The organism is Luteimonas sp. A277 (assembly GCF_054052045.1).
On the sequence record NZ_JBSVRG010000008.1, the window covers coordinates 78196 to 91169 of the forward strand.

10 protein-coding genes are annotated in these 12974 nt (G+C 68.5%); 5 read left to right on the top strand and 5 right to left on the bottom strand.

Annotated elements, in window-relative coordinates:
* Positions 1 to 24 precede the first annotated feature (24 nt).
* Together ACW7G2_RS09375 and pdxH are read right to left on the bottom strand one after the other, a co-directional pair.
* Positions 25 to 831, bottom strand: a complete 807-nt coding sequence (locus ACW7G2_RS09375) for a cobalamin-binding protein (protein WP_456975041.1) — start codon at positions 829 to 831, stop codon at positions 25 to 27.
* Complete coding sequence (gene pdxH, locus ACW7G2_RS09380; protein ID WP_456975043.1) at positions 828 to 1430, bottom strand: pyridoxamine 5'-phosphate oxidase; 603 nt, start codon at positions 1428 to 1430, stop codon at positions 828 to 830. The genes ACW7G2_RS09375 and pdxH overlap by 4 nt, the downstream gene beginning before the upstream one ends.
* A gap of 17 nt (positions 1431 to 1447) precedes the next feature.
* Here pdxH and ACW7G2_RS09385 point away from each other — a divergent pair, with 17 nt between their 5' ends.
* Positions 1448 to 2266: a kinase gene (locus tag ACW7G2_RS09385; RefSeq protein WP_456975045.1), complete on the top strand. Its 819-nt coding sequence runs from the start codon at positions 1448 to 1450 to the stop codon at positions 2264 to 2266.
* Between the two features lie 14 nt (positions 2267 to 2280).
* On the opposite strand, the gene ACW7G2_RS09390 is transcribed toward ACW7G2_RS09385, so the two are convergent.
* Positions 2281 to 2484, bottom strand: a complete 204-nt coding sequence (locus ACW7G2_RS09390) for a dodecin family protein (RefSeq protein WP_456975047.1) — start codon at positions 2482 to 2484, stop codon at positions 2281 to 2283.
* Between the two features lie 129 nt (positions 2485 to 2613).
* Between ACW7G2_RS09390 and ACW7G2_RS09395 the strand changes: the two genes are divergently transcribed.
* From ACW7G2_RS09395 to hemE, 4 genes are read left to right on the top strand one after another with little or no spacing between them, the layout of a single operon-like run.
* Positions 2614 to 3183 (top strand): shikimate kinase, encoded by a 570-nt coding sequence (locus ACW7G2_RS09395; RefSeq protein WP_456975049.1) that lies wholly within the window; start codon positions 2614 to 2616, stop codon positions 3181 to 3183.
* A complete protein-coding gene (gene aroB, locus ACW7G2_RS09400) occupies positions 3180 to 4280 on the top strand; it encodes a 3-dehydroquinate synthase (RefSeq protein WP_456975051.1) in 1101 nt (366 codons plus the stop codon). The genes ACW7G2_RS09395 and aroB overlap by 4 nt, the downstream gene beginning before the upstream one ends.
* 57 nt (positions 4281 to 4337) lie before the next feature.
* On the top strand, positions 4338 to 4595 hold the full coding sequence (locus ACW7G2_RS09405) for a WGR domain-containing protein (RefSeq protein WP_456975053.1): 258 nt from the start codon (positions 4338 to 4340) through the stop codon (positions 4593 to 4595).
* Positions 4596 to 4623: 28 nt separating this feature from the next.
* Positions 4624 to 5697: a uroporphyrinogen decarboxylase gene (gene hemE, locus ACW7G2_RS09410; protein ID WP_456975055.1), complete on the top strand. Its 1074-nt coding sequence runs from the start codon at positions 4624 to 4626 to the stop codon at positions 5695 to 5697.
* 101 nt (positions 5698 to 5798) lie between these two features.
* Here the strand turns inward: hemE and ACW7G2_RS09415 are convergent, their stop codons facing one another.
* Positions 5799 to 9323: an ATP-binding protein gene (locus ACW7G2_RS09415; protein ID WP_456975057.1), complete on the bottom strand. Its 3525-nt coding sequence runs from the start codon at positions 9321 to 9323 to the stop codon at positions 5799 to 5801.
* Positions 9324 to 9404: 81 nt separating this feature from the next.
* Entirely contained in the window at positions 9405 to 12962 is a 3558-nt protein-coding gene (locus ACW7G2_RS09420; protein WP_456975059.1) for an ATP-binding protein, read from the bottom strand.
* Between the last annotated feature and the right edge of the window lie 12 nt (positions 12963 to 12974).

A 12974-nucleotide genomic window follows, 5' to 3' on the forward strand; every position in this document is an offset into this window, starting at 1 on the left:
GCGGTTCGGGCGGCTGCAGCGCTTCTATCGCTGGTTGACGCCCCAGGCGTGGATGATCCGGGCCAGCTCACGTACACCGTCGGTCAGCGCCGCCGGCCCCGGCTGCAGGATCAGCGGGGATTTGATCTCGTGCAGCTCGCCGTCGCGTACCGCGGGGATCGCGTCCCATCCGGGGCGCGCCGCGACCTTCTCCGGGCGAAATTTCTTGCCGCACCAGGAGCCCAGGATGATATCCGGCGCCCTGCGCACCACTTCCTCCGGGTCCGCCAGGATCCGGCCGCGCGCCAGCGGCTCAAGCGCACGCTCGGGAAAGATGTCGTCGCCCCCGGCGATCCCGACCAGCTCGGAGACCCAGCGGATACCGGTGATCAGCGGGTCATCCCATTCTTCGAAATACACCTTCGGCCGGCGCGCAAGCGTTGCAGCCTCGCGCTTGATGGCTTCCAGCCCGCGTTCCAGTTCGTCGGCGTATGTGTTGGCGCGCTCCGCCACGCCCACCATCGCCCCCAAGCGGCGGATGTAATCGATGATCTCCGCCACGCTGCGGTGGTTCGCGATCCAGACCTCCACCCCGCTGCGTATCAGCTCGGCGGCGATATCGGCCTGGATATCGGAAAAGCCAATCGCCAGATCGGGTTTCAGCTTGAGGATCTCGCCCACCTTGGCGCTGGTGAAGGCGCTGACCTTCGGCTTCTCCTTCCGCGCCCGGGGCGGGCGCACGGTGAAGCCGCTGATGCCGACGATCCTGTCCTGCTCGCCCAGCGCATACAGCGTCTCGGTGGGCTCTTCGGTCAGGCAGACAATGCGCCGTGGCCCGACGGGGCGGCTCACGGAAACAGCATCCGGCGCGTCCAAGTGCCGTCCTCTCCGCGCTCGTAGAGCTGGCGCTCATGCAGCCGGTATTGGGCCCCGTACCAGAACTCGATCCTGGCCGGATGCACACGGAAGCCGCCCCAGCGAGGAGGGCGCGGCACCGCGCGGCCTTCAAATTCCTGCTCCCGCGCGGCCATCCGCCACTCAAAGGTCTCTTGGGAGTCCAGCGTTTCCGATTGCTCCGACGCCCAGGCGCCCAGTTGGCTGCCGCGCGGACGCGAGGCGAAGTAAGCGTCGGCCTCTGCATCGTCAACGATCGACACCCCACCTTCGATCCGCACCTGCACACCCGCACGCACCCGTGGCCAGTGGAACAACAGCGCGGCGCGCGGGTTGTCCTGCAGCGCGCGGCCCTTGCGGCCATCCAGGTGGGTGTAGAACACGAAGCCGCGGGCGTCGTGCGCCTTCAGCAACACCATGCGCGCGGTCGGCAGGCCATTGGCATCGGCGCTGGCCACCACCATGGCCGTGCGATCGGGTTCACCAGCCGTCTCGGCCTCGCTGAACAACAGGTCGAATGTGGCCAGGGCTTCCAGGTACAGGGCGTTGTCATCCATTCGGCTATTGTGGCGCGATGGCCCCGCCCATGCACCCGAGCCACGTTCACGCCTTCGACCGGGATTTCGTCACGCGCGTCCTGGATGACGCGCTGGCGCACGGAGCCCGGGTCTATGGCATCAGCGGCCTGCAGGGCAGCGGCAAATCCACCCTGGCCGCCCAGCTGGCAGGCGCCGCGGCCGACCGCGGCCTGCGCCTGGCCAGCGTCTCGATCGATGACTTCTATCTTGATCTGGATGAGCGGCAGCACCTGGCCCGGCAGGTACACCCGCTGCTGGCCACGCGCGGGCCACCCGGCACCCACGACATCAGCTTTGCCGCAGGCACTCTGGACGCACTGCGGCGCAGGGGCACCGTCCGCCTGCCACGTTTCGACAAAGCGAGCGATCGACGCCTGCCCTGCGAACAATGGCCGACACTGGGCCAGGCCGATCTGGTGGTGCTGGAAGGCTGGTTCCTGGCCACGCCTCCCGAAGCGGAGGAAGCGCTGGCCACGCCAATCAATACGCTGGAGCGCGACGAGGATCCGGACGGACGCTGGCGCCGCTGGTGCAACCAGGCGCTGGCCTGCGACTATCCGTCGCTGTGGCGCAGAATCGACCGCCTGCTGTTCCTGCAGCCGCCCGGGTTCGAGGTGGTACCGGATTGGCGCTGGCAGCAGGAGCAGACGCTGAGCCAGGCCGATCCGCAGCGGCGCGGGATGGATCGCGCAGCACTCGAACGTTTCGTCCAGCACTTCGAACGCGTCAGCCGGCAGGCACTGCGCACCCTGCCTGCGATCGCCGACCTGACGGTGCGGCTGGATGCACGCCGCCGCCCCGCCTGGCCGGAATGATCACCCGCGCTTAGCTACTCAACCACAAAGGTGATGCGCAGGTTGACCCGCCATTCGGTGATGGCACCGCCTTCACCGCAGACTGCCTTCACCTCGTTCACCCATGCACCCTGGATTCCCTTGACCGACTCACTGGCCTTGGCCAGGCCACGCTTGACGGCATCTTCAACGCTGGTGGGCGAAGACGCGCTCAGCTCGATGACTTTCGCAACGGACATGATCGACTCCCTCTGGGTTGCCAACCGGCCGGACGACCGGAATGATCAAGCATGCCCGTCCATCTGTAAGCCCGGCGCGAAAGCGGAGGCGCAGCGAGCTCCGGCGCTGGGCGCTGTTAGCATCGCTGCATGAACCCGGCTTCCAACCTCATCCTGGTCGGCCCGATGGGCGCAGGAAAATCCTCGATCGGCCGCTGCCTGGCGCGCGGTTTCGACCTGGAATTCGTGGACCTGGACCAGGAGATCGAGCACCGCACCGGCGCCAGCGTGCGCATGATCTTCGACTGCGAGGGAGAAACGGGGTTCCGGGTGCGTGAACACGCCGCGCTTGCCGACGTACTTGCCGGCTCGGGCCGGGTATTGGCTACCGGCGGCGGCTCGGTCCTTGATCCCCGCAACCGCGGCCTGATGCGCGAGAGCGGCTACGTGGTGTACCTGATGGTCAGCGTGGCCGGCCAGCTGCAGCGCCTGGGGCGGGACCGCAGCCGGCCGCTGCTGGCCAGCGGGGACCGGGAGGCGGTGCTGCACCGCCTGGCCGGTGAACGTGGATCGCTGTACCGGGAAGTGGCCGATCTGGAATTCGACACCGGCAGCGCAGCCGCCGGCATTGCCGCCACGCGGCTGGCGCGCCTGCTCGAACAGCACTGGCAGCGCAGGGCCGCAGCTTCTGAAGCACCACAGGGATCCAGGTCTGCATGAGCAAATCCACCCACACGGTCCAGGTCGCAGGCGCGACCCCTTATCCGATCCACATCGCCCCGGGCCTGCTGGCCGATGGCCAGGCCCTGGCCGGGCACCTGCGCGGCAAGCAGGTGCTGCTGGTCAGCGACCACATGGTGGCCCCGTTGTATGCGGACCGGGTTGAGGCCGCGCTGGGCGACGCGCTGCCAGGACTTTCCGTCGCCCGTCTGGTGCTGCCAGCGGGCGAAGCCTCCAAGACCCTGGAATCTTTCAGCCTGGTGATCGATGCGCTGGCCGGACTGGGTGCGCGCCGCGACGCCTGCGTGTTCGCCCTGGGCGGCGGCGTGATCGGCGACCTGGCCGGCTTTGCCGCTGCGTGCTGGATGCGCGGCATCGACTGCGTGCAGCTGCCTACCACCCTGCTGGCCATGGTCGATTCCTCCGTCGGCGGCAAGACCGCCGTCGACTTGCCGCAGGGCAAGAACCTGGTTGGCGCTTTCCACCCGCCCCGTGCGGTGCTGGCCGATACGTCCACCCTGGCCACCCTGCCCCCGCGCGAACTGCGCGCAGGTCTGGCCGAAGTGGTGAAGTACGGCGCCATTGTCGATGCCCCCTTCCTGAATTGGCTCCAGGGCCACGCCGCCGCGCTGATGGCTGGGGATCAGGCATTGCTTGCCGAGGCCATTGCCCGCAGCTGCGCGCACAAGGCCGCAATCGTTGAGCGAGATCCTTTCGAGCAGGGGGAACGCGCCCTGCTCAACTTCGGCCACACCTTCGCCCACGCCATCGAGACCGCCCAGGGCTACGGCGGCCTCAATCACGGTGAGGCGGTGGCGGTGGGAATGGTCCTGGCTGCGCGGCTGTCGGAACGCCTCGGCCTGGCCCCAGCTGCCGATAGCGAACGCCTGCTCGCGCTGCTGCAACGGTTCGGGCTTCCGACAGCCGTGCCGCCCGACCTGGAGCCGGAGCGACTGGTGGCGCTGATGCGCCTGGACAAGAAGGCGCAGAGCAGCGGGCTGCGCTTCATCGTCTGGGAAGGTGCGGGGCGCGCGCGGATCCAGGGTGACGTGCCCGAGCAGGCCGTGCTCGCCACCCTGCGCGAACCGGACCACTGAGGCTGTCAGAGCGGCCGCATTGGCGTCTGTAACGGCCGCAAGCCTTACAATTGACAGATGCGCCTGCTCCTGCAACAACGCCCCGAGGGCACCGAATCTCCAAGGTTCGTGCAGCTGATGCTGCAGCCGGACCTGCTTGGAGCCTGGACCCTGGTGCGTGAAACCGGCCAGATCGGCGGCCGCAGCACCGTCCGCCGCCAGCAGTTCCTCAATCAGGGCGAGGCGGTCGCGGCGCTGGAACAGGCCCGCGACCAGCAGCTCAAGCGCGGTTATCAGCTCATGTTCGCGCGCGGCGCGGACACCCCACGCGGCTGAGCATCGCATCATTCCAGAGGCCAGAACCTTGTCCCAGACCCCACAGAACGATCGCTTCCTCCGCGCACTGCGCCGTGAACCCGTGGACCGCACCCCGGTCTGGCTGATGCGCCAGGCGGGCCGCTACCTGCCCGAGTACCGCGCCACCCGCGCCCAGGCCGGCAGCTTCATGGCCCTGGCCACGAACCCGGAGCTGGCCTGCGAAGTCACCCTGCAGCCGCTGCGCCGCTTCCCCCTGGATGCGGCCATCCTGTTCTCCGACATCCTCACCATTCCCGACGCCATGGGCCTGGGCCTGTATTTCGTCGACGGCGAGGGCCCCAAGTTCGAGCGGCCGCTGCGCGACGCGGCATCCATCGCCAAGCTCGGCGTGCCCGACATGGAGAGCGACCTGGGCTACGTGATGGAAGCGATCCGGGTGATCCGCCGCGAGCTCGACGGCAAGGTCCCGCTGATCGGCTTCTCCGGCAGCCCCTGGACCCTGGCCTGCTACATGGTCGAAGGCAGCGGCAGCAAGAACTTCGCCATCATCAAGGCCATGGCCCACAACGATCCGAAGGCACTGCACGCGCTGCTGGAGGTCACCACACAGGCTGTGATCCAGTACCTGGCCGCCCAGCGGGCCGCCGGCGCCCAGGCGCTGCAGGTATTCGACACCTGGGGCGGGATCCTGTCACCGCGCATGTACCGCGAATTCTCCCTGCCCTACCTGACCCGCATCGCTCAGGAGCTGGAGCGCGGCGAGGGAGCGGAGCGCACCCCGCTGATCGTATTTGGCAGGGGCAATGCAGCCTATCTGGGCGAACTGGCCGATACCGGCGCCGAAGGCGTTGGCGTGGACTGGCTGATCGACCTGGGTGACGCGGCGCGGATCACCGGCGGCAAGGTGGCGCTGCAGGGCAACCTGGACCCCGCCACGCTGTACGGATCGCCCGACGCCGTCCGCGCGGAAGTCCGCCGTGCGCTGGACAGCTACCGTGACGGCAACGGCGGCTCGCGCGAAGGCCACGTATTCAACCTCGGTCACGGCATGTCACCGGACATGAATCCGGATCACGTGGCGGTGCTGGTCGACGAAGTACACAGCTACAGCGCCCGCTGAGCGGGTCCGTGCCGGCCTTGGGCCGCTACCAGTGAACAGGGCGGGTCAGCGTTTTGCGCTGGCCCGCCTTTTTTCTGGTCGCTGAAGGAGGGTCCTTCCCGTCAATCGGCGGACGGCTCCACTCCTGCCAGCGCTCCGGCCAGGATCGTGCCGGTCACGGGCTTGCGTACGAACCGGTCAAAACCGGCTTCCATCGCCTGTGCTTCGACTTCGCCGTCCGCGCGGGCGGTCAATGCAATCAGGGTCCCGGCGAATCCCTGGGCACGAAGCTGACGGGCCAGCGCAAAGCCGTCCAGGCCGGGCAGGTCCAGATCCAGCATCGCGGCGTCCGGAGTGTTTGCCGCCAGCGCAGCGAGCGCGGCCAGGCCATGGGCGGCATGGGTGACCGAATGGCCCTGGCCGCGCAGCAGGCCGCCGATGACCTCGGCCACCGTCGGGTCGTCTTCCACCAGCAGCAGCGCAAGCGGTGACGTCTGCGAACTGGGCGTCGCGGCCGCCACCGAGCTGACCGGGCGGGTTGCCGGTAGCGGCAACTCCACGTCAAACCGGGTGCCTCGGCCCAACCCGCTGTCCACCATGATCCGGCCGCCCATGCCCGCGGACAGCTCCTGGCAGATCGCCAGGCCCAGTCCGCTGCCGCCATAGCGGGCAGTGTGTTGCGGGCCTTCGGCCTGTTCGAAGCGCCGGAACAGGCGCTCGCGCTGGTCCGCGTTGAGTCCCGGGCCGGTATCGATCACCACGAATCGCACCATGTCATCGTCACCGCGCTCGGCGCGCATTTCGACGTGACCGCGCTCGGTGAACTTGACCGCGTTGCCCAGCAGGTTGAGCAGGATCTGGCGCACCCGCACCACGTCTCCGAGTACCCATTGCGGAAGGTCATCAGCGATCCGCTGGCGGAATTCGAGCCCGCGCTCCTCCGCGATCGGGGCAGTGAGCCCGGCGGCTTCCTGCAGCAGTTTGCGCAAGTCGAAGGGCTGCCGTTCCAGGTGCAGCTTCCCGGCCTCGATCCGGGCCAGGTCCAGGGCATCGTCCAGCAGCCGCAGCAGGTGGTCGCCGGCCGTGCGGATGGATTCGGTGTACCGGCGCTGCCGGCTCTCGAGCTCTGTCCCCAGCAGCAATTCGCTCATGCCGAGCACCCCGGTCATCGGGGTACGCACCTCGTGGCCCAGCGTGGCCAGGAAGCGTGACTTGGCCAGCGACGCCTGCTCGGCGAGATCGCGCTTCTGCTCGGCCAGCTGCCAGGCATGGCGACGCTTGAGGCGCTGGCGGTACGCATGCGCCAGCCACCAGACCAGGGCCAGCGCGCACAGTGCGAACAGCAGCATCGCCCCCGGTGTACGCCACCAGGGCGGGGCCACCCGGAAGTGCAGGGTGCGCACTTCCGACCACAATCCATCGGCGTTGCGGGCCGCCACCTCCAGCCGCCAATCGCCGACCGGCAACTGCGAGAACACGCGCTCCCCCACCGCGCCAGCGTCCACCCAGCCATCGTCATAGCCCACCAGGCGGAACCGGTACAGATTGGCCGAGGGATTGCGGAATGACAGCAGTCGCGCCACCACCCGCAGATCCCGGTCACTGTGCCGGAGCTCGAACGGGCCATCCGGTACGAACGCGGGCTGGCCCCGCACCTGGGCCGTGGAAATCACCAGGTTCGGAGTACGCCCGACCCGTTCCAGCAAGGTCGGATCAAATACCACCAGCCCGTCCGGGGTGCCTGCAAGGATCAGCCCGCTGTGCGGATCCCGCGCCGGCGAGTGCCGCACGTCCTGGCTGGGCAGGCCGTCACCTACCGCCCAGGTCCGCACCGTTCCGGTTTCCGGATTCACCCGTATCAGGCCACGCGTGCTGCCCAACCACAGCGACCCGTCATCGGCAACAGCCATCCCGTTGAAAGCCACCATCGGCATGCCGTCCTGCGCCGACAGGGAAAGTGCCTGTTGCAACTGGACGCCGTCCCAACGCCACCCGTCCAGCCGCCCCACGCCGCTGGCCCACACCGTATCTCCGTCCACGGCCACTGCCTCGGCAATCGTCCCATCTGACCCGGGCACCGGCTCCCAGCCGCTGCCATCCTGGGTCAGGCGGCGCAGGCCGCGGCTTGTTCCCAACCAGGGACGGGCATCGGGTCCGACCACCAGATAGTAGATACTCTCGCCCTCATCCAGCCCGGACCCGTCACCCGTGGCGAAAGCATCCACCACGCGCCCATCCAGTTCGCGCAGTTGCAGGTGGGAATGGCCGATGAGCAGCCACAGCCGTTCATCCACCTCGATGAATCCACGTGGCTCCAGCCGGCTCGACATTGAATCCTGCGCCTGCTCGACACCCCAGCGCTGTACCGCCCGGGTGGCCGGATCGATGCGTGCCAGGCCCGCCGGGTAGCCCACCCAGACGTGGCCGCGGCTGTCCTCGAACACCTGGGTGAGAACGACGCCCTGACCGACATCTTCCATCAACCGCTCCACCCTGCCGGTGGTGGGCTCGAAGCGATCCAGCACGCCGCTGCTGCCCACCAGCCACATGCCCCCACGTCTGGCCGGGGCCATTCCGCGCACCGCGGCGTTGCCCAGCGTCTGCGGATCGCCGATGCGACGCGAATGGATGACGAACCTGCGCCATGCGGCAGGCACGTACCAAAGCGCATGACTGCCGCTGATCAGCCAGACGCCGCCTTCCCGATCCTCATGCGCCCCGGCCCAGTAGGGACGCACCTCGTCGCGCGTCGCATCGCTGTACAGGGCAACAACGCCCACCGGCCCGCCTGCACCGTCGGCAAACCCGAGGCCGGCGCGGATGTCCAGCCAGAAGTTGCCGCGGCTGTCCTGCAGCAACACCTCGATCACGTTGCGCTCGACGTCCTCTCCCCAGGCCACCTGCTCGACCGTGCCGTCAGGCCGGCGCACGGCCAGGCCCGCGGCGGTTCCGACCCACATCGTTCCGTCGCTGCCGAAGGACAGGCCATTGACCCTCTCATCAGGCAGGGCGGACCTGGGCAAGCGCTCAAAGTCCGTTCCGGTCCAGCGCGCGACCCCGTTGCGCGTGCCCACCCACACCGATCCGTCGGGCGCGATGCGGACCGCATTGACCGCCTCGGAAGGCAGACTGCGCTCATCACCTTCCACGGGCACGAATCGCTCGACCCGGCCTTCCACATCACGCCGGTACAGTCCACCGCCGGCGGTGCCGAACCACACGCTATCGTCGGCATCCACGGCGACCGACCACACCTGCTTGCCTTCGATATCGGCAGCCCCGACCCCCGCAGGGACCGAGAAGCTGTCGCTGAGCGGGTCGTAACGGATGAGCCCGGCCAGGGCGCTCCCCAGCCAGATCACTCCGCTGGAATCGATGTCGATCGACCACAGCAAGGCGTCAGGCAGGCCGTCTTCCATCCTCCATACCTGGAACCCGGTGCCGTCGTAGCGGGCCAGTCCGTCGACCGTGCTCAACCACAGATATCCGGCCTTGTCCTCGACCATGCCGGAGACGCGATTGCTGGGCAGCCCATCGGCCACGGACAGCTGCCTGGGCCGCGGCAGCTCGGAGGCACCGTGGGCGGATGGCACCACCAGCATCGCCAGCATCAGCGACGCCAGCAGCCACCTCTTGATCGTCGTCATCATCCGGCCCCCTGGCCGCCCCCTGTTCATTGCGCGCGCCAAGGGTAGCGCGCCCCCGGTGTGGCAGACATCTTTCACGGGTCAGGCCGACACGCCGTCATGCCGATGCGCCTGGTCCAGCACCTTCCCGATCCGTGCGGCCAGCACGGCACCGCTGACCGGCTTGCGCAGGAAAGCATCGAATCCCGCTTCGTGCACGACCTGCTCCACCGCGCCATCGGCGCGGGCGGTGATGGCTACCAGCGGTCCGCGCCAGCCCTGGGCACGCAGCTGGCGTGCAAGCGCGATGCCGTCGATCCCGGGCAGGTCCAGGTCAAGCAGCGCCAGCGCGTAATCCTGGCGCCGCACTTCGGTCAGTGCCGCCAGGCCATGGGCCACATGGGTCGGCACATAGCCGTGGGCTGCCAGCAGAGCGGAAATGACTTCAGCCACGGTGGGATCGTCCTCGACCAGCAGCACCCGGACGCCCGCGGCCGGCACCTGCAACGGCGGCGCCTGGTCCACGCATGCCGGTGGCGGAGCCTCGGCGGTTGGCAGCGGCAGCGTCACCACGAAGCTCGAGCCCGTCCCCGGCGTGCTGTCCACGGTGATTTCCCCACCCATCTCCGCGGCCAGCTCCTGGCTGATCGCCAGTCCCAGTCCACTGCCGCCATAACGCGATGCGGTGTGCGCGCCCTCGGCCTGTTCAAAGCGCTGGAACAGGCGCTTGCGCTGCTCCTCGTTCAATCCCGGCCCTGTATCGGACACGGTGAAGCGGACACCTCCTGCTTCCGCCGACTGCATCGCCAATTCCACCCGGCCCACCTCGGTGAACTTGATCGCGTTGCCCACCAGGTTCAACAGGATCTGGCGGATCCGCACCTCGTCCCCAAGCAAACCCGGCGGAACGTCCGCGGCCACCAGCGCCCTGTAATCCAGTCCGCGCTGCCGGGCCAGTGGCGCCATCAGCGCGCCCACTTCCTCCACCAGCGCGCGCGGATTGAACGGCTGAAGGTCAAGTTCCAGCCTGCCCGCTTCGATCCGCGCAAGGTCCAGCGCATCGTTGACCAGACGCATCAGGTGCCCGCCGGCCCGGTGGATCGCCTCGGTGTATCCACGCTGGCGCGTATCCAGCCGGGTCTTGAGCAGCAGCTCGCTCATTCCCAGCACGCCGGTCATGGGCGTTCGCACCTCGTGCCCCAGCGTGGCCAGGAACCGGGTCTTGGCGTCAGACGCCTGCCGGGCCAGCTCGTGCTCATGTTTCGTCCGCTGCCACGCCATCCGTCGTCGCACCCTCAGGCGCACCGTATGCACCGCCCAGCCGCCGAGCAGCAGGGCCGCGATCACGTAGGCGCCCCGGGCCTGTCGCGTCCACCACCAGGGGGCAGCGACCTCCAGCATGAAGCTGGTCGGTTCGGACCAGGGGCTCAACGGGGTCCTGCCCATCACCTCCAGCCGATAGCGGCCCGGATCGAGCGCCGGGAACACGCGCTCGCCGGCGGCCCCGGCCTCCACCCAACCGCTGTCGTAGCCATGCAGGAAAAACCGGTAGCGGTTGTAGCGGGCGGAATTGAATCCGGCCACGCGCGCATGCACCCGCATTTCATGATCGCGGTAGCCCAGCCGCAATGGCTGGTCCAGTTCGAGCTGCCGTACGCCATCGCGTCCGCGCACCTCGATCGCCTTGATGGCCAGGTCCGGCATGGTGTCATCCGGCCGCACCTGATCCGGATCGAAGATCACCAGCCCGGCCCCGGTGGCAAAGTGGATGCGGCCATCAGCGGGGCCCGGCACCGGGGCGGTGGTCATATCCTGTGCCGGCAAACCGTGACTGACGCCGAACACGTGCACCATCCGCCGCTCCGGCTCCACCCGCACCAGCCCGCGGGCACTGCTGAGCCAGACCACGCCCTCCACATCCACCGTCAGGCCGCCAAAGGCGAGGTCCGGCATGCCGTCCTCCGGCCCCAGCCGCGACTCCAGCACCAGCTTGGCGCCGTCCCAACGGTAGGACTCCAGCACGCCGGACCTGGTGAGCCATACCCGGCCCCGCCCTTGCAGGGTAAAGGCTCCCGTGGACCGATCCGGCGCCCCCGGCACGGGCTCGAAACCGCGCGTGCCCGAGTTCCACATCAACAGGCCCTGTTCTCCCGAGACCCACAGCCCTCCATCGGGGGCCCGCTCGGCATGTTCCAGCCGCAGGCCCGGTGCCAATCCACGTCCATCGCCAGGCAAAACCGTTTCCTGCAGCGTGCCGTCGCGGTCCCGCGCCTGCAGGCCGTGGTAGGCGGACACGTTCCACATCAGCCCTCCAGTGGCCTGCACCACGGCCTGGCACTCATCGGAAGGCGCTGGATCCAGCGCGTCATCGGCCTGCCATAAGCGCATCAGGCCGGTCCCGGGCTCGTACCGGGCCAGTCCCCCGTGGAAACAGAGCCACACGTTGCCCGCATCATCTTCAAGCAGGCGGTCGGGCACATAGTCACCTTCCGCGTGGAAAACACGCTCCACCGCACCGGTCGCCGGGTCCAGCCGTTCAAGAACGCCGCTGTTTCCAACCAGCCACATGGATCCGTCCGCTGACGGCGCGACCGCGGTCACGTCCACATTGGCCAGCGATTGCGGAGCATCATCCTCGCCGTGCAGCAGCACTTGGAACTGGCGCCAGGTAGGCGGCAGGTACCACAGCCCGGAATCCACGCTGCCCAGCCACAGCCCACCCTCGTGATCTTCGTACGCCGTCGACCAGTCCGGGGTCACTGCACCCTGGTGCAGGTCGCTGTAAGTGCGGACCGGGCTGATCCACGAATCGCCGGCCACGGCCAGGCCGCCGCTGGCGTCGATCCAGTACATCCCGCTGCGGTCGTGCAGCAGCATCTGGTAGAGCCGCCCGGTAGCTACGTGCTCGGACCACGGCGGCGCACCCGAAAGTCCGCCACCCGGCTCCAGCACGCCCAAGCCCTGCGGCAGACCAACCCAGACGCGTCCGTCCGCCGCCGGCGTCACCCCCAGCAGCGTCGCTCCGGGCGGCACTCCGGGCACCGCCTCGAAATCCAGACCGGTCCAGCGCACCAGCCCATCCCGGGTGCCCACCCAGAGCGTTCCATCATCATCGGTGACCAGAATCGGCACGCCGGCCGAGGGCAGGCTGCGCGGGTCATCGGCATCGGGCAGGAAGCGGCGCACGCCGCCGCCCGGATCGAGCCGGTACAGCCCTGAAGTCGCGGTGCCGAACCAGATCGCGCCATCCGGGGTACCAGTGACGCTCCAGATGATGTCGCTCTCCAGCTCCGGCACGCTGTCGCTGGTGTAATGGCGGAAGTCGTTGCGGGCCCGGTCCAGTACCGCCAGGCCGCCGCTGGTGGCGACCCAGAGCCGGCTCCGCGCATCCACGTACAGGCCGGATATCTCGTTGTCCGGCAGACCGTCTTCCTTGCGCCAGACCCGGAAGCTGACGCCGTCATAGCGCGCCAGGCCGTCCCCCGTACCGATCCAGAGATGCCCGCTGTGGTCCTCGGCCAGCGCCCGCACCCCGTTGGAAGGCAGGCCGTCCGCCACCGTAAGCTGACGTAATCTCGGATTTCCGGCCGGACTGGCGCTGCCACTCCCCGGGGCGAGCGCCATGACAAGCAGCCCGATGATCGCTACCTTGCGCAACATGCTCCCTGCATC

Excerpts from the sequence above, each read along its gene's own strand:
- ACW7G2_RS09390 (WP_456975047.1), bottom strand. The coding sequence starts at position 2,484 with ATGTCCGTTGCGAAAGTCATCGAGCTGAGCGCGTCTTCGCCCACCAGC.
- ACW7G2_RS09405 (WP_456975053.1), top strand. The coding sequence starts at position 4,338 with ATGCGCCTGCTCCTGCAACAACGCCCCGAGGGCACCGAATCTCCAAGG.
- aroB (WP_456975051.1), top strand. The coding sequence starts at position 3,180 with ATGAGCAAATCCACCCACACGGTCCAGGTCGCAGGCGCGACCCCTTAT.
- ACW7G2_RS09385 (WP_456975045.1), top strand. The coding sequence starts at position 1,448 with ATGGCCCCGCCCATGCACCCGAGCCACGTTCACGCCTTCGACCGGGAT.
- ACW7G2_RS09395 (WP_456975049.1), top strand. The coding sequence starts at position 2,614 with ATGAACCCGGCTTCCAACCTCATCCTGGTCGGCCCGATGGGCGCAGGA.
- ACW7G2_RS09420 (WP_456975059.1), bottom strand. The coding sequence starts at position 12,962 with ATGTTGCGCAAGGTAGCGATCATCGGGCTGCTTGTCATGGCGCTCGCC.
- ACW7G2_RS09415 (WP_456975057.1), bottom strand. The coding sequence starts at position 9,323 with ATGACGACGATCAAGAGGTGGCTGCTGGCGTCGCTGATGCTGGCGATG.
- pdxH (WP_456975043.1), bottom strand. The coding sequence starts at position 1,430 with ATGGATGACAACGCCCTGTACCTGGAAGCCCTGGCCACATTCGACCTG.